A 19,179-nucleotide genomic window follows, 5' to 3' on the forward strand; every position below is an offset into this window, starting at 1 on the left:
TTCCGATTTTACAATGCTTGCATATCGTTAAGTCTTTTATAATATCCGTTTTTCTTCAGTAATTCTTCATGTTTTCCACTTTCTACAATTCTTCCTTCATACAATACGTAAATAGTATTTGCATTCTTAATTGTAGATAGCCTGTGAGCAATAGCAATTGTTGTACGGGTTTTCATCAGTCTTTCAAGAGCTTCCTGTACAAGTCTTTCGCTTTCAGTGTCGAGTGCGGAAGTGGCTTCGTCGAGGATAAGGATAGGAGGGTTCTTGAGTATCGCTCTGGCAATAGAAATTCTTTGTCTTTGACCTCCAGACAGTCTGCAGCCTCTGTCGCCTATATTTGTGTTGTATCCTTCTTCTGTTTCCATGATGAAATCGTGTGCGTTTGCTATTTTTGCGGCTTCGATAACCTGCTCCATTGTCGCATTTTCCACACCGAACGTTATGTTGTTAAAGAAAGAGTCGTTGAACAATATAGCCTCCTGATTAACATTACCTATCAGCGAACGCAAATCTTTGACTACCAAGTCCTTCACATCGACTCCGTCAATCATGACTTTTCCTTTTTGTACATCATGGAAACGAGGTATCAAATCGACCAATGTAGATTTTCCAGAACCACTTTGTCCTACTAAGGCAATAGTTTCACCTTTCTTAATTTTCAGGTTTATCTCGTGTAAGACTTCGTTTTCTCCATAGCTGAACGATATATTGTCGAAAGCTATTCCATCTTTAAGCTCAGTAATGTGGACTGCATCTTTCTTTTCAACGATATTGTTTTCGGCTTTAAGGATTTTGTCAACTCTTTCCATTGACGCCAAACCTTTAGGTATGCTATATCCTGCCTTCGAAAAGTCCTTGAGCGGATTTATCACACTATATAGTATAACCATGTAGAATATAAAAGTAGGGGCATCAATAGTAGATTTTTCGCCTAATATTAGGGAACCTCCAAACCATAATACTATAACAATAAGGATTGTACCAAGAAATTCGCTCATCGGGTGGGCGAGTGATTGTCGCGTAGCAACCTTGTTTGTGGCTTGTCTGAACTCGTTGCTGCATTTGTTGAACCTGTTAATCATTTTTTCTTCAGCCACAAAAGCCTTTATGATTCTCAGTCCGCCAAGCGTTTCCTCCAATTGGGACATCGTTTCACTCCACTTTTCCTGAGCTTCCAGTGATTGTCTTTTCAGCTTTCTGCCAACTTGTCCCATTACCCATCCCATTGTTGGAAGTACTAACAGTGTAAATACCGTAAGTTGCCAGCTTGTAATGAACAATGTAGTGAAATATGAAATGATTAATATCGGATTTTTAAGGAGCATGTCAAGTGAACTTGTTATAGAGTTTTCTATTTCGCTGACGTCGCCGCTCATTCTGGCTATAATATCACCTTTTCTTTCAGATGAAAAGAAATTCAGTGGAAGATACATTATTTTTGAATAGACCAATGTCCTTATGTCGCGTACCACTCCGGTGCGTAGTGGAATCATTACGGCCGATGAACCGAAATAACATGCTGTTTTAAGCAATGTCATTCCCGCAAGGAACAATCCAAGCCATAGAAGAGTAGTGGATGGGCCGAATACATCTATTAGTTTTGATACGTAATAGTAGAAATTGTTTACTGCGGTATCTTTCAATGGAGCGCTTCCCCATTCCATGAACGTATATACTTTATTTCCTCCGTCTGTTTTGAACAGGATGTTCAGAATAGGTATAAGTAGCGAAAATGAGAAAACGTTGAATACGGCAGAAAGTATATTTAGTAAAATAGCCCATAATACAAATCTTTTATATGGAGATACGAATCTCGTCAGTAGGTTGAAAAATTCTTTCATCTGTATATAGATATAATTATGTAATTGTTATTTGTTTTTATCTTCTTCCTTAAACCATGAAGAATACATGAGATAACCGTTAGCAATCTTCTGGTTGAGTTCCTTGCTTTGCTCAGGATCAACCTTTTTTATGAATTTGGCAGGGACTCCTCCCCAAAGCGTATGTGGTTCAATTATTGTGTTGGCCAGTACAAGTGCTCCTGCGGCTACTATTGCTCCTTCGCCTACTACGGCGTGGTCCAATAAAGTTGATCCCATGCCTACCAAAGCATTGTCTTTAATACAAGCTCCGTGTAGTGTTACGTTATGTCCTATAGAGACATCATCTCCTATCTCAACTACAGATTTTTCGTAAAGTGTATGCAGTACTGTTCCATCCTGTATGTTTACTCTATTTCCTATACGTATTGAGTTTACATCCCCTCTTAATACTGTATTGAACCAAACGCTACAGTCATTGCCCATTATGACATCGCCAATAATGGTTGCATTGTCAGCCAAATAGCAGTTTTCGCCTATTTGGGGTGTAAATCCTCTTACTGATTTAATAAGTGCCATATTTATATTGTTGTATATTATGGACAAAAGTACAAATTAATTCTTTGCGAACGACTCCACTTCATAATTTATTTTGTACTAAATGGTGTGTTTAGAAGGAAACAGGTTGGCATTTATGGCTTTTATTATTAAATATTTTGAAAAATATGGTGCGATTTATTGCGCATACAAAAAATATTTATACATTTGCATCGAAGTTGATAAGAAAATAATTGCATATTTGTTTTATATATTAAATAACCCCGTATCTATTTAATCGATAGTTTTAAAAAAAACATTCTATCCTAAGAAAAAAATCACATTCACTTGTTTTTCATTCATTCTAAAAACGTTGCTCAGTGATGAACAGCGTTTTTTTATTTTGTTTGTGAATAACCTTCAGCTTTCAGGAGTTCTATAATTTTTTGTTTTAAGTCGCCTTGTATAATTATTTCTCCATCTTTAACAGAGCCTCCTACGCCGCATTTTGACTTTAATATTCTGCCAATTTCTTTAAGGTCCTCTTCATTGCCAATAAATCCGGTTACTAAGGTTACCGTTTTTCCTCCTCTTCCTTTCTTTTCCATTGACACTCTGAGTTTTTGTTGCTTTTTATCAAGTGTCTCGGTCTCGTTGTCTTCCTCTGTTTCGTATCTGAAGTCGGGATTGGTGGAATAAACAATGTTTAGCCTTTCTTTCCAGTCGTTATTTTTCATGTTCTCATTTAAATTTAAATTCAATCAAAGATATAAACTTTTTCTTTATTATGTGTGCGTTTCCCAATAAATAGAGTAATTTTGCAATTAACAGTTTAGTTTTATTTATGTCATGACAGCGCCTGTTAGTAAAATATCGGATAAAGTACCGGAACCTACACTCCGTCGTTTGCCTTGGTATTTGTCTTGTGCAAAGCTGATGAAAAACCAGGGTGAAACAAATGTATCATCTACACAGATTTCAAGACAGATAAATATAGATGCTTCTCAGGTGGCAAAGGACTTGTCGTATGTCGCTGTTTCCGGGCGTACACGTGTGGGTTATGATATAGATTGTCTGATAAGTGTTCTGGAGGATTTTCTTGGATTTACAAATATGCATAAGGCTTTTTTGTTCGGCGTAGGTAGCCTTGGAGCGGCTTTGCTTCAGGATACAGGTCTTTCGCATTTTGGACTTGAGATTGTCGGTGCGTTCGATATTGATCCCGATAAGGTTGGAACGGTGATATCCGGAATACCTGTTTATCACACTGAAGAATTTCCGAAAATAATGAAACAGTCTGATGTAAATATAGGGATACTTACAGTCCCAATCAGTATAGCCCAGATGATTACAGATTATATGGTGGACGGAGGTATTAAGGCTGTATGGAACTTTACTCCGTTCCGTATTCGTGTACCGGAGGATATTGTGGTTCAGAATACTTCCCTGTACGCGCATCTGGCTGTCATGTTCAACCGTTTGAATGAAGAATTAATAAGACAATAAATATGAAGATAATAGCTATAGGGATGAATTATTCCCTGCATTGCAAGGAATTGCATGCCGACGAGTCATTGCCGGATGAACCGGTGATTTTCATGAAACCTGATTCGGCTCTTTTGAAAGACAGCAAACCTTTCTTTATTCCTGATTTCTCACAACAGATTGACTACGAAACCGAACTTGTGGTACGTATCAACAGACTTGGGAAAAATATATCCGAACGCTTTGCTCACAGGTATTATGACGCGGTAACCGTAGGAATAGATTTTACAGCACGCGATTTGCAGAGAAAGTTCCGTGCCGAAGGTAAGCCATGGGAGTTGTGTAAAGGTTTTGATAATTCTGCGGCAATTGGCGACTGGATTGAAATAGAAAAATTCGATAATATACAGAATATCAATTTTCATCTTGATATTGACGGTAAGACTGTGCAGTCAGGCAATACGCGCGATATGCTTTTGGGAGTTGATAAGATTATTGCGTATGTCAGTCAGTTCTGTACACTGAAAATCGGAGATTTGCTGTTTACCGGAACTCCTGTAGGTGTAGGTCCGGTAAGCATAAACAATCATCTGGAAGGTTATCTTGAAAACGAAAAAGTTCTTGATTTTTATATACGATGAAGATAAGGGTAGGATTTGGTTTTGATGTTCACCGCCTTGTGCCGGATAGAGAACTTTGGCTTGGTGGTATAAAATTGGAACACGAGCTTGGCTTGTTGGGGCATTCTGATGCCGATGTGTTGATTCATGCCATCTGTGACGCTCTTTTGGGGGCTGCCAATATGCGTGATATAGGATACCATTTTCCGGATACAGCAGGTGAGTTCAAGAATATTGACAGCAAAATACTCCTTGCGCGTACGGTTAAGCTGATTGCAGGAAAAGGTTATACTGTAGGTAATATTGACGCGACTGTCTGTGCTGAACGTCCGAAGCTTAAAGCCAGAATACCGGAAATGCAGGAGGTGCTTGCGGATGTTATAGGTATAGATGTGGATGATGTCTCTATTAAGGCTACCACTACAGAAAAGTTGGGCTTTACCGGTCGTGAAGAGGGTATATCTGCCTACGCTACTGTGCTTATAGAAAAAAAATAAGATTTTGTTTAGGCTGAAAAAACGCGGTCACGTTTTGATTAAAACACGGTCATGTTTTAATCAAAACGTGACCGCGTTTTATTTAAGTTTCGCAGGTACAAATCCTTATATCCGGAGTGATTCTCTTATTGCGCTGTAATTCAATAAGTTATTGGCGAGTTCAAAAATTTTCCCCGGACATCAATAATGTGGCTTATAATATCAGTCCCAATGTTAGCATTATTCCGAATATCAGCATGTTTCTGGATGTTTCACCGAGAATCATATTCAACGCTTTTCCCTTATTTATTTTTGCCATTTTGAAAGTTGTCAGAATATGCATTACCAGATAAAACTGCGGAAGCAGTACTGCGTATAATTTCCCTAAGGTAAGGAAGTAGAAACAAAGCCAGCATGCGAAAAGTCCTAACAGGAAATATAATATCAGTCCCGCTCTTGCTCCTAATCTTACTACAATTGTTTTTTTACCGCTTATTGCATCCTGCTCTCTGTCGCGGAAGTTGTTTATCATCAATAATGTATCTATGATAAGTCCGCAGGCAAGTGAAGCTATTGTAACGGATGTGTTCCAGTCGTGCGCCATCACATAATATGTGCATCCTACAGGTACAAAACCGAAGAATACAAGTACGAGTAAATCCCCCCATCCATGGTATGCAAGCGGATAAGGTCCTGCCGTGTACAGGAATGCGAAAATCATGCATGCAACGCCTACGGGAATTAATTCCCACCCTCCAAAGTTCAGAAGCGATAAACCTGTTATACCGGCCAAGACGGTGGTAACGGCTATACCGGTCTTCATTGCCTTTGGCGAAATCCATCCTTGTGCGCAGGCGCGTTCAGGTCCCAGTCTGTCTTCTCTGTCGGTCCCTTTCAGATAGTCGAAAAGGTCGTTGATGAAGTTTGCGTCTATCTGCATCAGAAACGCGAAAATGAAACACAGAACTGCAGGGGCAGTTTGAAAATGTCCGTATGCGAAAGCTAAGGCGCAGCCAATCATTACCGGTATGGCGGCTCCGGTAAGTGTCTTTGGGCGTGCCGCCAGTATCCATGCCTTTATTGAATTGGTTTTTACTGTCATAATCTTTTTTCTTGAATATGCCGCAAAGTTAGTATATAAAATGCTACTTTTGTGTAAAAACAGATTTAATATTCATTATGAGGATTCTGAAGTTTATTGTTTTTTTATTGATTGCGGCTGTGTTGCTCTTGTCTTCGTGCGCAACAGCTTCTTTCTCAAAATATAAAGGTATAGGGCGTATAAAGACATATCGTGTATCGTCCTCTGATTTACCGCCTTCATTCGACGGTTTCCGTATGGCTTTTGCAACCGATTTTCATTATGAAAGCCGCTTTTCGCATAAACGCCTCCAGTCTTTGGTCGATGCGCTTCGTTCGTTGGATGCCGACATACTCCTTCTTGGAGGCGATTATAGGGGACGTAATGGCGGCGATGTGGATGAGCTGTTCGCGGCCTTAAGCCGTGTTGATACGAGGTATGGTACGTATGCCGTAATGGGTAATCACGAGCGTGGCGAAAACGATACGTTAGTCCGTAAAGCTATGGCTGAAACAGGGGTAAAGCTGTTGGAACACACGACTGATACGATAGTGAACGGAGATGATTTTATATTGATTACCGGTATAAGAAATCCTTTTGATCTGAAACGAAACAGCGTTTCACCTACATTGTCGCTGAAACCGGACGATTTTGTCGTCATGCTTACTCATACTCCAGATTACGCGGAAGATACAGATATTGGTAATACGGACTTGGCTTTGGCCGGACATACACATGGCGGGCAAGTGAGTTTCTTCCGAAGGTGGGCTCCGGCAAAGTTCTCAAAATACGGAAATCGTTTTCTTACCGGCATGAAACATAACTCGGCAGGAATACCGATAATAATAAGTAACGGATTGGGCACATCGCGCAAGGATGTACGGCTTTTCACCCCGAGCGAGGTTGTACTTGTTGTCCTTGAAGTATCGGAAGGCAAATAATTATGATATGATTGGCAATATTTAATGAGTAAAATAAATATAGGAAAGATTTTACTTCTTATTTTTGCACCGCGATAGATGATGCTATAATGTTCAACCGTTTTATTAGGACAATTTTTACGATGAAAACATCAGTAGTAGGTTACCTGGCTGCGATTGCGGCTTTTTTATTCATTCCTGTGGAAGACGTTTTCCCGCAGAGAATGTCGCAGCTTATTTATGCAGAGGATACAACATTTTCTGCAAATGAGGTACGTGAGTTGAAGTTGCGATTCAGGAACCTGAATTTTTTCCGCAATAATGAATATAAGGGAAATCTTGTAAAAGGCTATACACTTCCTGGTTTGTGGATTTTGCCTACTGTCTCGTATCAGCCTTTGAGAAACCTGAAGGTCGAGGCAGGAGCGTATATGTTGCGGTATTGGGGAGGGAACAGATATCCTAACACTCATTATATTAACTTGCCCGGATATGATAATGAATATACTCAGAGCGCGTTTCATGCGGTTCCTTTTTTCAGGGTTCATTATGCCCCACTTCCAGGCATGGCTTTGGTGCTGGGTAATATTTACGGGCAGAATAATCATAGTCTGATAGAGCCACTGTATAATAAGGAGTTGGCAATGACTGCCGATCCTGAAGCCGGTGTGCAGTTCTTGTGGAATACCCGTCATTTTAATCTTGATATGTGGATAAACTGGGAGAGCTTTATTTTTCAGGGCGATGACAAGCAGGAGGAGTTTACTTACGGAATATCTTCGCGCATAAAGACTGCAAACGAATATTTGGACGAAGGAAATGTTCATTTTTATGTACCGTTGCAGTTGCTTTTCAAACATCAGGGTGGTGAAATAAATACTTCGGCTGCCATTCGTGGTGTGAAAACATGGCTTAATGCTGCGGCTGGTTTTGGCTTTGATATAAAAATGCCGTTCAGAAATTTCAGCAAGCTCAATTTTGAAGCTGATGCTGCGTATTATGCCCAGCAGAAAGGGGAGGCTTTTCCTTTTGACAAGGGTTTTGGAATATATGGGAAGTTGGGAGCCGATATGCGGAACTTCCGTCTGAATGCCGGATATTGGCAGTGTCATAATTTTGTATCCTTGATGGGCGATCCTTTGTTTGGCGCGGTATCAATGGCATATTCAGGACAGACTTATAAGAATCCTAAGACAGTATATTTGAGCCTGGAATATTCACATAAGATAGGGAAGGGGTTTGCTTTGGGTGTACATGCTGATGTATATAATACTTTTGCTGCCGATACAAAAAATACTGTTTCGCTCGAAGACGGTACAACCGAAATAACATTTACCAGAGTACCTAATTCTATAAGTTTTCTGGCGGGGGTATATCTCAGAACTGATTTCAGTTTTCTGATAAAACGATTCTGATATAAACAAAAAAGGCTCACTGGAAAGTGAACCTTTTTGCTCTTCAGGTTGGACTTGAACCAACGACCCTCTGATTAACAGTCAGATGCTCTAACCGACTGAGCTACTGAAGAAGGTTATTTTCTCGATTGCGGTGCAAAGATACGACGATGTTTTGAATTGTGCAATAGCTTTAGCGAAAAAAAATATAAAAAAATTTCTTTTGTCTTTCCCCTATGGTGTTTCTGAGCATGTTTGTAATATGTATCTTCCTTTCCTTGACGAAATTAAGTTAAATATTAGATATTTTCTCTTGTATGAAGCAGAATAATGCTTTTCTTTGCAAATCGTATTTATGGACACATAATATTATTACTTAATAAAGATATGAATACAAAAAGAACTCTAATTGCAGCTTTTGCTGTTCTGATAGGTTTTGGACTTGTTAGCTTTAAAGGAGATGACCGTAATTTCAAAATATCAAAAAATCTGGATTTGTTCAATTCCATATTTAAGGAACTGGACCTGTTTTATGTTGACACCATTGATGTGGAAAAGATGATTCAGAATGGTGTTAATGGTATGTTGGCGCTAACCGATCCATATACAGAATATTATCCTGAGGAAGAAGTGAGCAGCCTTAAAGAAATGATTACAGGGAAATATGGAGGTATAGGATCTGCAATCAGATATTATGAGGCTTACGATCGTATAGTCGTTGTTGAACCTACTGAAGGTATGCCGGCTGCCGAGGCCGGAGTTAAGGCTGGGGATATTATACTCGAAGTTGGAGGGAAGGAGATGCTTCGTGGCGAAATGAAACCCCAGGAATTTTCAAGTAAGGTGAGCGAAGCTTTGCGCGGCGAGCCAGGGACTTCTTTTGTTCTTAAAGTACTTCGTCCTATGCAGAACGACAGTACCGAGATGGAGTTCAAGATTACTCGAAAGAATATACGTACAAATCCTGTGACGTATCATGGAATGGTGCGCGACAGTATAGGATATATAGCTCTCAACGGATTTACTGACAACTGTTCTAAGGATTTTAAGAAGGCTTTTATAGAGTTGAAGCAGAATGGAGCGAAATCGCTCATTATTGATTTGAGAAATAATGGCGGCGGCTCATTGCCCGAGGCTGTTGATATAGTAGGGATGTTTGTCCCAAAAGGTCAGCAAGTGGTTTATACAAAAGGAAAAATCAAGCAGGCGGATAATTCGTTCAATACCCGTTTTGAGCCTGTGGATACTGAGATTCCTCTGGTCGTACTTGTAAATGGCTCGTCCGCTTCTGCTTCAGAAATTCTGAGCGGTTCGCTTCAGGACCTTGACCGTGCGGTAATAGTAGGCAGCCGTACATACGGCAAAGGACTTGTACAAACTACACGTCCACTGCCTTATAACGGGACTCTTAAGGTTACAACATCTAAATATTATATTCCAAGTGGAAGATGTATTCAGGCTATTGATTACTCAAAGAAAAATGCTGATGGTTCTGTAGCCCGTACACCGGACAGCTTGACAAATGTTTTTCATACCGCTATCGGCCGTGAAGTACGTGATGGTGGTGGAATTCGTCCTGACATTGAGGTTAAGGCTCCTAAATTCCCTAACATTATCTTCTATCTTATGAATGAGGACCTTGTGTTCGATTATGCCACACAGTATTGTTGGACTCATCAGGCTCCGGCTTCGGTCGCTGATTTCAAATTGACAGACGAAGATTATGAGGCATTCAAGAATCTGGTGAAATCACGCAATTTCACTTACGACCGCCAAAGCGAGAAGATGCTTAAATCGTTGAAGGAAATGGCTGAGTTCGAAGGTTATATGGATGAAGCGAAAGAGGAATTTGCTGCTCTCGAGAAAAAATTGAACCATAATCTTGAGAGGGATCTTGATACATTCAAAAAGCAAATAAGTGAATATTTGTCGCAGGAAATCATAACAAGATATTTCTATCAGCGAGGAGCCGCTATGGAGCGTTTGAAAGGTGATGCCGATCTTGAAAGTGCGATTGAGGTTCTTCAGAATAAGGATGAATATAATAAGATACTTTCTGTAACAGAAGATACCCAGACAAAATAATAAATCGGTAGATATGGTTAGCGTAACATGTGAGCGTTGCGCTAACTTTGTAATGGAGCTATGGGAAAAGTATCATAGCTCGAGTATTTTCTTTCTATACTCTGTGGGGGTTACTCCGGTGACAGCCTTGAAGCATCTGTTGAAATGTACTGCCGACTCAAAACCACATTCCATGCTTATCTCCAAAATATTGAAACGGTCATCTGCCAAAAGCTTACATGCATATCCTATTCTCATGTCAGTGATGTACTGTTTCAGTGTCTTGCCGGTATTGTCCTTAAAATATCTGCAAAATGCCGAGGGATTCATGGCGGCATACGATGCTATTTCGTCAAGTGTGATATTGCCGGTGTATTTCTTGTTTAAATATGCAATAATCTTTTCTATTTTTTTGTTTTTGAATTCGGCTGGTACCGGATTGTAGTTGGGCGAGGCGGCAAATTCTCTTTTCCTTATCATTGATAGCGACTGCAACAGGCGTAGGAATGATATAATCTGTTCCATTCCTTCAGTTTCCGGTATCTGTTTCAGTAGTGTCGCTATCTCAGGTTTGTTCTTTATGGAAATTTTTACTCCTCTGTTCGACTCGTTTAGAAGATTGTTTATGTTGGTAAACTGTACGTAGTGGGCGAATGAATATTGCATAAAATCTTTTTCGAACTGTATAATCGCTCCGTTTACTCTCAGGCTTTCGTCGTTATCATATTCCGGAGGATTCTGCATGCAGTGTGGCAGTGATGAACCGAACAGCAGCAATGTCTCGTCTGTATAATCTATGATTCCGTCACCTATTATGCATTGTCCGAATCCTTTTTCCACATAAAGTATCTCATATTCGCCATGGAAATGCCACGGGTAAGTGAACGATTTATAATCGTAAGCTCTTGCCTTTATAGGGTTTGAGTCGGATATGTAGAGTTGTTCGTTTACTATCTTTTTCATTGTGAGTCTCAAGATTTGCCTTAGATGCAAATATACGTAAATATCTTGCAAAAATATGTCTGTATACTTATTTCTTTCTGTAGTATTTTTGCATTGAAAAAAAATTAAAACTTATATATATGAATAACATGTTTGATATTGCCGGAAAAGTGGCGGTCGTTACCGGTGGTTCCGGAGTTTTGGGTAGTAATATAGCTGAAGGTCTTTTGAAAGCCGGAGCTAAAGTCATAATCATTGGTGCCCATCAGGATAGGGTAGATGCCGCATTGGAACGTCTTAAAGCGGTGAGTGAAAATGTCGCAGGAACTGTTTGCAATGTACTCGACATCGAAAGCCTTCGTTCTGTAAAAGACACTGTACTTTCAAAATGGGGACGTGTGGACTTCCTTATCAATGCTGCGGGTGGTAACATTCCTGGCGGTACACTTACTGTTGACCAGAATATCTTCGATATGAAGGTTGAAGACCTTAACAAGGTGGTTGATCTTAATCTTAACGGAACAGTTTATCCATGTCTCGTATTTGGTGAAATTATGGCAAAACAGCAGAGTGGAGTTATCGTTAACGTTTCGTCTATGGCCGCTTACGAATCTATTACTCGTGTACCAGGCTATTCAATGGCAAAGAGCGCTGTTGAAAACTTCACTCGCTGGATGGCTCAGGAAATGGCTATCAAGTTCAGCGAAAAGATTCGTGTAAACGCTATTGCTCCAGGATTCTTTATCGGAAACCAGAACCGCGCTATTCTGATTAACCCTGACGGTTCGCTCACAGAACGCAGTAAGAAGGTTATCGCCAAGACTCCGATGAGACGATTTGGTGATATCTCTGAATTGAATGGTGCCGTACAGTTCCTGTGCAGTGATGCTGCAAGCTTTATCACTGGTGCTACATTGGCAATAGATGGTGGTTTCAGCGCATTTAGTGGAGTATAAATTTAAGTTCTTTAGTTTTTAAGTTTTTTAGTTTGTTTATGTTCACAAATCTACAAACTTACAAACTTTTAAACTTACAAACTTACAAACTCAAAAACTCATAATCTATGATGGAAAAAACTTGGAGATGGTTTGGAAAGAAGGATAAGATTACCCTTTCCATGCTGCGTCAGATAGGAGTAGAAGGAATAGTAACAGCTTTGCATGATGTTCCAAACGGTGAGATTTGGACTGTTGAGGCTATCAACGATTTGAAGTCGTATATCGAATCATACGGATTGAGATGGTCGGTAGTTGAAAGTCTTCCTGTTTGTGAAGCAATAAAATATGCAGGTCCAGAACGTGACCAATTAATTGAAAATTATAAAGTGAGTCTTGCTAATCTTGGTAAATGTGGTGTAAAGACTGTATGTTACAACTTTATGCCTGTTATCGACTGGGTCAGAACAGACTTGCAGCATCCTTGGGCAGACGGAACAAGCTCATTGTATTATGACAGAGTCCGCTTTGCTTATTTTGATGTGAAGATTCTTCAGCGTGAAGGTGCTGAGAAGGATTATTCAGATGAAGAACTTCGTAAGGTGGAAGAGCTGGACAAGGTTATTACCGAAGCTGAAAAGGATGAACTTATTGATGCTATCATCGTTAAGACCCAGGGATTTGTAAACGGAAATATTCGTGAGGGTGACAAGAATCCGGTTGCGATATTCAAACGTCTGCTTTCTCTTTATAAAGGTATAGACAGAGACGCATTGCGTGAGAATATGCGTTACTTCCTTGCCGCGATAATGCCGGTGTGCGAGGAGTATGGAGTAAACATGTGTGTACATCCTGACGACCCTCCTTTCCAGATTCTTGGATTGCCTCGTATTGTTACAAACGAGGAAGATATAGCATGGTTCCTCAATGCTGTTGACAATCCTCATAACGGATTGACTTTCTGTGCCGGATCATTGAGTGCGGGCGAACATAACGACACTCGCGAGCTTGCTAAGAAATTTGCCAAACGTACTCATTTCGTGCATCTACGCAGTACAGCAGCCATGCCTGGAGGTAACTTTATCGAAAGCACCCATCTGTCTGGACGCGGACATCTGATTGACCTTATCAGAATTTTTGAGAAGGAAAATCCTGGATTGCCTATGCGTGTTGACCACGGACGCATGATGCTTGGCGACGAAGACAAAGGCTACAATGCCGGATATTCATTCCACGGACGTATGCTTGCATTAGGCCAGGTAGAAGGCATGATGGCTGTAGTGGAAGACGAAATGAAAAATGGATTAGTATAAAAGATAATGAATAATTAAAAATTAAGAATTAATAATGTCGTACCCACCCATTATTAATTCTTAATTTTTAATTCTTAATTGAATAATACCATGAATACACAAGATAATAGTATGAAAATGACAAATTACCGTTGGATGATTTGTATGATGCTTTTCATTGCAACAACGGTAAACTATATGGACAGACAGGTCCTTTCACTTACATGGAAGGATTTTATCGCTCCTGAATTTAACTGGACGGATGCAAATTACGGAACAATAGCAGGTTTCTTTTCTATACTGTATTCTATCAGTATGCTTTTCGTAGGAAAGTTTGTTGATAAGATTGGAACAAAAAAAGGTTATTTGTGGGCCATAGGTATATGGTCTGTGGGTGCCTGTCTTCACACTTTCTGCGGAATAGTTACTGCCGGAATATCTACTGGTACATGGGCTTTTACTTTCGAAGGTGCGCGTGAGGCTATCGAGGCTGCCGAAACTGCAGGTACAGTGATATGGAGTGTATCGACCGTAAGTATATGGCTTTTCCTTGCCGCACGTTCCATACTGGCAGTAGGAGAGTCTGGTAACTTCCCTTGCGCCATAAAGGTGACTGCCGAATATTTCCCTAAGAAAGACCGTGCTTTCGCAACCAGTGTGTTCAATGCCGGAGCACAGCTTGGTGCCTTGCTCGCACCTTTCACCATTCCTGTCATAGCGCGTTATATGGGTTGGGAAATGTCATTCCTTATCATCGGTGCTTTAGGTTTCTTCTGGATGGGATTTTGGGTAAGAATGTATGATGCTCCTTCAAAGCACAAGAAGGTGAACAAGGCTGAACTTGAATATATTGAGCAGGACCGTCTGGCAGAAGCTAAGGATACTGCAAGCTCTGAAACGGAAGAGAAGAAAGAAAAAGGCATAAGTCTGTGGAAATGCTTTACTTTCCGTCAGACATGGGCTGTGATATTCGGTCGTTGCCTTCCTGACGGTGTGTGGTGGTTCTTCCTTTTCTGGGCACCTGCATACGTAAAGGATGTTTATGGATACAGTTCGGACTCTACTATGGGTATGCTGCTTATCTTTACATTATACCTGATATCTATGCTGTCTATTATCGGTGGTTATCTGCCTACTGTGTTTATCACACGCCTTGGTATGAACCCGTTTGCTGGACGTATGCGTGCTATGCTTATATTCTCGCTATTCCCTTTGCTCGGACTCTTTGCACAGCCATTAGGAAACATTTCATGTTGGTTCCCTATTATTATTATAGGTATAATAGGAGCGGCTCACCAGAGCTGGAGTGCTAACACATATACTGTGGTAAGCGATATGTTTCCAAAATCTGCAGTAGCTACTGTAACGGGTATAGGTGGTATGGCAGGTGGTATAGGCAGTTTGCTGTTTAATCAGGGTTCGGGTATCCTGTTTACATATTCCAAAGAAACAAATATGTCTTTTATGGGATTCGAAGGCATACACGCCGGCTATATGATAGTATTCCTTATAGCTTCAGTGGCTTATCTGTTCAGCTGGATAATGATAAAGATACTTGTTCCGAAATATAAGATAATAGAAGTGTGATATTAGTTCTTTAGTTTTTAAGTTTTTCAGTTGGTTATTATCAACAAGCTGACAACCTTACAACCAAAGATCAACGAAGTTAAACTCATAAACTCATAAACTTACAAACTCAAAATGAAAGATTTTATAAACGAAGATTTTCTTCTGCAAAGTGATGTGGCAAAGATGCTGTATCATGAACATGCGGAAAAGATGCCTATCATAGACTATCATTGCCATCTAAATCCGAAAATGATAGCGGATGATTATAAGTTCAGTTCAATAACCGAAATATGGCTTGGCGGCGACCATTATAAATGGCGTGCGATGCGTGCCAATGGTGTGGATGAAAAATATATTACAGGTAAGGAAACTTCCGACTGGGAAAAGTTTGAAAAATGGGCTGAGACTGTTCCTTATACTTTGCGTAACCCACTTTATCACTGGACTCACCTTGAACTGAAAACGGCTTTCGGTATTGGTGAAACATTGAATCCGGCTTCAGCGAGAAGAATTTACGAGAAATGTAATGAAAAGCTCGCTACTCCGGAGTTCTCGGCATGCGGATTGATGAGAAGGTACAATGTTGAGTCTGTCTGTACTACTGACGACCCTATAGATTCCCTTGAGTATCATAAGGCTATAGCTGATTCCGGATTTGAAATAAAAGTCCTTCCTACATGGCGTCCCGACAAGGCTATGAACGTAACTACAGCAGCCGAATACAGGGCATATCTGGAAAAACTTTCACAGGCTAGTGGCGTGACAATCTCCAAGTTTGATGATTTGGTTGAGGCTTTGAAAGTGCGTCATCAGTATTTTGCCGACCACGGATGTAAGCTTGCCGACCACGGTCTTGCTGATATACCTGCTGCTGATTATACTATGGCTGAAATATCAGCGATATTCGACAAGGTATATGGCGGTAATGAACTGACTAAGGACGAAAAAACAAAATATCAGACAGCCCTGTTGATTATCCTTTCCGAGATGAATGCAGAGGCTGGATGGACACAGCAGTATCATTACGGACCGTTGCGTAACACAAATTCAAGAATGATGGCCAAGCTTGGTCCTGATACAGGCTTTGATACTATCGGCGATTTCAGATGTGCTGAGGCCATGGTTAAGATTTTCGACCGTCTGAACTCAGAAGGTAAGCTGGCAAAGACAATACTCTATAATATTAATCCGTCGGAGAATGATATGGTGGCTGCAATGATAGCCAACTATCAGGACGGAAGTGTGCCGGGCAAGATGCAGTTCGGTTCAGGCTGGTGGTTCAACGACCAGATGGGAGGAATGCTCCGCCAGATGAATGCCTTGTCTGAACAGGGCTTGTTGAGCCGTTTTGTTGGTATGCTTACAGACTCGCGTTCGTTCCTTTCATATCCTCGTCATGAATATTTCCGCAGAATCTTGTGTAATATGATTGGTAATGACGTGGTGAACGGAATACTTCCGGAATCGGAAATGGGAAGAATAAAAGGTATGATAGAAGATATCTGCTATTGCAATGCCAAGAGTTATCTTAATCTTTAAGAGATAATTGAAAAAAATACAGCCGCCGTATTACCGGAAATCCCGGATAATGCGGCGGCTGTTATTTTGTGTTGTGGTTGTTCTCAAGCGTTTTTAGCTTTGAAAGCCAGTGCGTACATACGCATCTGTTTCACCATTGCAAGAAGTCCGTTGCTTCTTGTAGGCGAAAGATGTTCTTTCAGTCCGATCTTCTCAATGAAGTACAAATCGGATTCTAGTATCTCGTCAGGAGTATGTCCTGACACTACTTTTATGAGGAGGGCAATGATACCTTTTACAATCAAAGCATCACTTTCTGCCTGGAATATTATCTTTCCGTCTTCCATATCAGCCTGAAGCCATACACGGCTTTGGCAACCGTCAATAAGGTTCTGGTCTGTCTTATATTCCGGATTGAGCGGTTCCTGTTCGTTTCCAAGATCTATCAAAAGCTGGTACTTGTCCATCCAATCATCGAAATCGCTGAATTCTTCTATTACTTCGTCCTGAAGTTCGTTTATTGTTTTCATCGTTATTTTGCTTTTATGTTATTTCTCATTGTAAATCACCTGGAGAACTGTCTGTCCTACTGCCTGTAGAGTGGCACGGTCTATATTCTCCATCGTATCATCTATGGTATGCCATGTAGGGTTAAATCCTGTATCGCTGTTGGTATCGTAATGAATGATATCTACACACGGGATTTGTCTGAAACGGTTCACATATATATGGTCGTCTGTTATTTCTCCGCCTTTTTCTTTTATGAATGTGTTGCCGTAGCCAAGTTCGTGTGCCGCATTCCAGATTTTCTTCATTACATTGTTGGCTGTGCGCTGTGAATATCCCTCATAATAGAAAGTTGCATTTTTACCTCCTACCATGTCAAGAAGTATTCCGTAGCGTGCCTTGTAGTTTGATACATGAGGAATTCTTCCCCAGTATTGCGAGCCCAGACACCATGTGTCTGCCTTATAGTTTCCCTGATAGAACTCAGGAATACCGTAATCTTCGGCGTCGAAAAAGGCTATATCAATGCCTATTGCCGGAGATTGCTTTTGAATCTGTCTGGCTATTTCAAGCAATACACCTACACCGCTGGCTCCGTCATTGGCTCCGTCTATGGCTGTATGATGGTATTTTTCCTCGTCGTAGTCGGCATATGGACGGCTGTCCCAATGTGCAAAAAGTATTACTCTCTTCTTTGCTTCAGGATTGTATGCTCCTATTATGTTGCGGGATTTTAGAAGCGTACCGTCGTACGCGACAAGGTCTGCATATTGGTTATATACCTTCGCTCCGAAACGTTCAAGTTCAGAAGCCAGATAGTCACCGCATTCTTTGTGCGCTTTAGTATTGGGTACGCGTGGTCCGAAATCTACCTGAGCTTTTACGTAACTGTAAGCACTGTCGGCATTGAATGTAGGAGCCTGTACTTCTAAGGCTGATTCTTCTTCTTTTATTGATGAGCCGTCACTCTTTTTGCTGCTTCCGCATGCTGTAACTGATACTGTGTATAAAATAATCAGTGAACCTGAAAAAAGTTTTCCTATTATATTCATTTTTACTTGATTATTTGTTATAAAAAAATCATTAATCAACCTTTGGAGTCAATTAATGATTGTTGATTAATAGTCTATTATTATAATAAAGAAATAATATACAAATAAAGTACTGCTGCCGGTATTGCCATAAGAGTGCTGTCGAATCTGTCTAACATGCCTCCATGTCCTGGCAGAATGTTACCAGAGTCTTTAATGCCAATTTTTCGCTTTATTAATGACTCTACCAAGTCGCCCCAAGTACCGAATACCACTACCGTGAGTGATAATCCAATCCATTCGGCAATAGACAGTATCGGGAAGTACATTGATATTATTATAGCAGCTATTATACTGAAGATTCCTCCACCGAATGAACCTTCCCACGATTTTTTAGGAGATATACGTTCGAACAGTCTATGCTTTCCGAATAGTACTCCGGCGCAATATGCTCCACTGTCGTTTACCCATGTAAAAATGAATATTGAAAGTGGTAATATAGGATTGTAAACGGATATGCTTTCTCCTTCGGAAGTCTGAAACGCAATGACATTTAATAATGCGAACGGCAATGCGATATACATTTGCGACATCAGGGAGTATGCGATATTGTTTACCGGATTATCTCTTTTCAGATACAATTCGCTGATCATAATATACATTATCAGGAATAAATATGGTATCAATATTTCATTGTTTCCCGGTGATATGCCGAGATATGCAAATCCGAAAAATAGAAATACTGCAGCCAACATGTTTATTGGCTTGTTTATCTGTGCAAACCCGCTTTTATGAATGATATTCCCAAATTCATTTACAGTCAAAGCACATATTATAGCAAATAACACAGAAAATGTGATAGGACCACCTAATATACATCCTACTAATACGGCTACGAAGATAGCACCTGTTAATGCTCTTGTTATAAAATTACTTTTCATGGCTTTGGGAATATTATTATATCCTATAATTCAGTTTTAACAAAAAC

18 protein-coding genes and 1 tRNA gene are annotated in these 19,179 nt (G+C 40.3%); 10 read left to right on the forward strand and 9 right to left on the reverse strand.

From position 1 onward, the window contains the following. Positions 1–8 precede the first annotated feature (8 nt). The 3 genes from H6A27_RS00270 to H6A27_RS00280 form a co-directional block, all read right to left on the reverse strand. On the reverse strand, positions 9–1,841 hold the full coding sequence (locus H6A27_RS00270) for an ABC transporter ATP-binding protein (protein WP_204507274.1): 1,833 nt from the start codon (positions 1,839–1,841) through the stop codon (positions 9–11). A gap of 27 nt (positions 1,842–1,868) precedes the next feature. Beyond that, a complete protein-coding gene (locus tag H6A27_RS00275) occupies positions 1,869–2,399 on the reverse strand; it encodes a gamma carbonic anhydrase family protein (RefSeq protein WP_204403345.1) in 531 nt (176 codons plus the stop codon). Positions 2,400–2,755: 356 nt separating this feature from the next. Next, a complete protein-coding gene (locus H6A27_RS00280; RefSeq protein ID WP_204403343.1) occupies positions 2,756–3,094 on the reverse strand; it encodes a translation initiation factor in 339 nt (112 codons plus the stop codon). A 112-nt stretch (positions 3,095–3,206) separates the two neighbouring features. Here H6A27_RS00280 and H6A27_RS00285 point away from each other — a divergent pair, with 112 nt between their 5' ends. From H6A27_RS00285 to ispF, 3 genes are read left to right on the forward strand one after another with little or no spacing between them, the layout of a single operon-like run. Beyond that, positions 3,207–3,863 (forward strand): redox-sensing transcriptional repressor Rex, encoded by a 657-nt coding sequence (locus H6A27_RS00285; protein WP_204507275.1) that lies wholly within the window; start codon positions 3,207–3,209, stop codon positions 3,861–3,863. 2 nt (positions 3,864–3,865) lie between these two features. Next, positions 3,866–4,483, forward strand: coding sequence for a fumarylacetoacetate hydrolase family protein (locus H6A27_RS00290; protein WP_204507276.1), 618 nt, complete (start codon positions 3,866–3,868; stop codon positions 4,481–4,483). Further along, positions 4,480–4,959 carry a 2-C-methyl-D-erythritol 2,4-cyclodiphosphate synthase gene (gene ispF, locus H6A27_RS00295; RefSeq protein WP_204507277.1) on the forward strand — a complete coding sequence of 160 codons (480 nt, stop codon included), beginning with the start codon at positions 4,480–4,482 and terminating at the stop codon, positions 4,957–4,959. The genes H6A27_RS00290 and ispF overlap by 4 nt, the downstream gene beginning before the upstream one ends. A gap of 193 nt (positions 4,960–5,152) precedes the next feature. On the opposite strand, the gene H6A27_RS00300 is transcribed toward ispF, so the two are convergent. Further along, positions 5,153–6,040 carry a 1,4-dihydroxy-2-naphthoate polyprenyltransferase gene (locus tag H6A27_RS00300; RefSeq protein WP_239469509.1) on the reverse strand — a complete coding sequence of 296 codons (888 nt, stop codon included), beginning with the start codon at positions 6,038–6,040 and terminating at the stop codon, positions 5,153–5,155. A 77-nt stretch (positions 6,041–6,117) separates the two neighbouring features. On the opposite strand from H6A27_RS00300, the gene H6A27_RS00305 reads away from it, so the two are divergent. Both H6A27_RS00305 and lpxZ read left to right on the forward strand, forming a co-directional pair. Next, positions 6,118–6,960: a metallophosphoesterase gene (locus H6A27_RS00305; RefSeq protein ID WP_239469510.1), complete on the forward strand. Its 843-nt coding sequence runs from the start codon at positions 6,118–6,120 to the stop codon at positions 6,958–6,960. A 122-nt stretch (positions 6,961–7,082) separates the two neighbouring features. Continuing rightward, on the forward strand, positions 7,083–8,354 hold the full coding sequence (lpxZ, locus tag H6A27_RS00310; protein ID WP_204507278.1) for an LpxZ family protein: 1,272 nt from the start codon (positions 7,083–7,085) through the stop codon (positions 8,352–8,354). A gap of 39 nt (positions 8,355–8,393) precedes the next feature. Here the strand turns inward: lpxZ and H6A27_RS00315 are convergent. Continuing rightward, positions 8,394–8,467: transfer RNA gene (locus tag H6A27_RS00315), tRNA-Asn, on the reverse strand. 253 nt (positions 8,468–8,720) lie between these two features. Here H6A27_RS00315 and H6A27_RS00320 point away from each other — a divergent pair. Beyond that, the gene (locus H6A27_RS00320; RefSeq protein ID WP_204507279.1) at positions 8,721–10,418 is read left to right on the forward strand and encodes a S41 family peptidase; all 1,698 of its coding nucleotides are present in this window, start codon (positions 8,721–8,723) and stop codon (positions 10,416–10,418) included. A 72-nt stretch (positions 10,419–10,490) separates the two neighbouring features. On the opposite strand, the gene H6A27_RS00325 is transcribed toward H6A27_RS00320, so the two are convergent. Beyond that, complete coding sequence (locus H6A27_RS00325) at positions 10,491–11,360, reverse strand: AraC family transcriptional regulator (protein ID WP_204403330.1); 870 nt, start codon at positions 11,358–11,360, stop codon at positions 10,491–10,493. 119 nt (positions 11,361–11,479) lie between these two features. Between H6A27_RS00325 and H6A27_RS00330 the strand changes: the two genes are divergently transcribed. The 4 genes from H6A27_RS00330 to uxaC all read left to right on the forward strand — a co-directional run bounded on the left by H6A27_RS00330 (position 11,480) and on the right by uxaC (position 16,674). After that, positions 11,480–12,295, forward strand: a complete 816-nt coding sequence (locus H6A27_RS00330; protein WP_204403328.1) for an SDR family oxidoreductase — start codon at positions 11,480–11,482, stop codon at positions 12,293–12,295. Positions 12,296–12,402: 107 nt separating this feature from the next. After that, positions 12,403–13,587, forward strand: a complete 1,185-nt coding sequence (gene uxuA, locus H6A27_RS00335) for a mannonate dehydratase (protein ID WP_204507280.1) — start codon at positions 12,403–12,405, stop codon at positions 13,585–13,587. A gap of 90 nt (positions 13,588–13,677) precedes the next feature. Next, positions 13,678–15,153: an MFS transporter gene (locus tag H6A27_RS00340; RefSeq protein ID WP_204403324.1), complete on the forward strand. Its 1,476-nt coding sequence runs from the start codon at positions 13,678–13,680 to the stop codon at positions 15,151–15,153. A gap of 114 nt (positions 15,154–15,267) precedes the next feature. Beyond that, positions 15,268–16,674 carry a glucuronate isomerase gene (gene uxaC, locus H6A27_RS00345; protein ID WP_204507281.1) on the forward strand — a complete coding sequence of 469 codons (1,407 nt, stop codon included), beginning with the start codon at positions 15,268–15,270 and terminating at the stop codon, positions 16,672–16,674. Positions 16,675–16,757: 83 nt separating this feature from the next. Here the strand turns inward: uxaC and H6A27_RS00350 are convergent, their stop codons facing one another. The 3 genes from H6A27_RS00350 to H6A27_RS00360 all read right to left on the reverse strand — a co-directional run bounded on the left by H6A27_RS00350 (position 16,758) and on the right by H6A27_RS00360 (position 19,132). Further along, a complete protein-coding gene (locus H6A27_RS00350) occupies positions 16,758–17,183 on the reverse strand; it encodes a SufE family protein (RefSeq protein WP_204390482.1) in 426 nt (141 codons plus the stop codon). An 18-nt stretch (positions 17,184–17,201) separates the two neighbouring features. Continuing rightward, positions 17,202–18,212 carry a M20 family metallopeptidase gene (locus tag H6A27_RS00355; RefSeq protein WP_204403321.1) on the reverse strand — a complete coding sequence of 337 codons (1,011 nt, stop codon included), beginning with the start codon at positions 18,210–18,212 and terminating at the stop codon, positions 17,202–17,204. Between the two features lie 80 nt (positions 18,213–18,292). After that, positions 18,293–19,132, reverse strand: a complete 840-nt coding sequence (locus tag H6A27_RS00360; RefSeq protein WP_204507282.1) for a phosphatidate cytidylyltransferase — start codon at positions 19,130–19,132, stop codon at positions 18,293–18,295. Positions 19,133–19,179: the final 47 nt, after the last annotated feature.

Origin of the sequence: Bacteroides caecigallinarum (assembly GCF_016902295.1) — a bacterium.
In the GTDB taxonomy this organism is placed as follows: domain Bacteria; phylum Bacteroidota; class Bacteroidia; order Bacteroidales; family Bacteroidaceae; genus Phocaeicola; species Phocaeicola caecigallinarum_A.

Excerpts from the sequence above, each read along its gene's own strand:
- H6A27_RS00270 (WP_204507274.1), bottom strand. The coding sequence starts at position 1,841 with ATGAAAGAATTTTTCAACCTACTGACGAGATTCGTATCTCCATATAAA.
- H6A27_RS00275 (WP_204403345.1), bottom strand. The coding sequence starts at position 2,399 with ATGGCACTTATTAAATCAGTAAGAGGATTTACACCCCAAATAGGCGAA.
- H6A27_RS00280 (WP_204403343.1), bottom strand. The coding sequence starts at position 3,094 with ATGAAAAATAACGACTGGAAAGAAAGGCTAAACATTGTTTATTCCACC.
- H6A27_RS00285 (WP_204507275.1), top strand. The coding sequence starts at position 3,207 with ATGACAGCGCCTGTTAGTAAAATATCGGATAAAGTACCGGAACCTACA.
- H6A27_RS00290 (WP_204507276.1), top strand. The coding sequence starts at position 3,866 with ATGAAGATAATAGCTATAGGGATGAATTATTCCCTGCATTGCAAGGAA.
- ispF (WP_204507277.1), top strand. The coding sequence starts at position 4,480 with ATGAAGATAAGGGTAGGATTTGGTTTTGATGTTCACCGCCTTGTGCCG.
- H6A27_RS00300 (WP_239469509.1), bottom strand. The coding sequence starts at position 6,040 with ATGACAGTAAAAACCAATTCAATAAAGGCATGGATACTGGCGGCACGC.
- H6A27_RS00305 (WP_239469510.1), top strand. The coding sequence starts at position 6,118 with ATGAGGATTCTGAAGTTTATTGTTTTTTTATTGATTGCGGCTGTGTTG.
- lpxZ (WP_204507278.1), top strand. The coding sequence starts at position 7,083 with ATGAAAACATCAGTAGTAGGTTACCTGGCTGCGATTGCGGCTTTTTTA.
- H6A27_RS00320 (WP_204507279.1), top strand. The coding sequence starts at position 8,721 with ATGAATACAAAAAGAACTCTAATTGCAGCTTTTGCTGTTCTGATAGGT.
- H6A27_RS00325 (WP_204403330.1), bottom strand. The coding sequence starts at position 11,360 with ATGAAAAAGATAGTAAACGAACAACTCTACATATCCGACTCAAACCCT.
- H6A27_RS00330 (WP_204403328.1), top strand. The coding sequence starts at position 11,480 with ATGAATAACATGTTTGATATTGCCGGAAAAGTGGCGGTCGTTACCGGT.
- uxuA (WP_204507280.1), top strand. The coding sequence starts at position 12,403 with ATGATGGAAAAAACTTGGAGATGGTTTGGAAAGAAGGATAAGATTACC.
- H6A27_RS00340 (WP_204403324.1), top strand. The coding sequence starts at position 13,678 with ATGAATACACAAGATAATAGTATGAAAATGACAAATTACCGTTGGATG.
- uxaC (WP_204507281.1), top strand. The coding sequence starts at position 15,268 with ATGAAAGATTTTATAAACGAAGATTTTCTTCTGCAAAGTGATGTGGCA.
- H6A27_RS00350 (WP_204390482.1), bottom strand. The coding sequence starts at position 17,183 with ATGAAAACAATAAACGAACTTCAGGACGAAGTAATAGAAGAATTCAGC.
- H6A27_RS00355 (WP_204403321.1), bottom strand. The coding sequence starts at position 18,212 with ATGAATATAATAGGAAAACTTTTTTCAGGTTCACTGATTATTTTATAC.
- H6A27_RS00360 (WP_204507282.1), bottom strand. The coding sequence starts at position 19,132 with ATGAAAAGTAATTTTATAACAAGAGCATTAACAGGTGCTATCTTCGTA.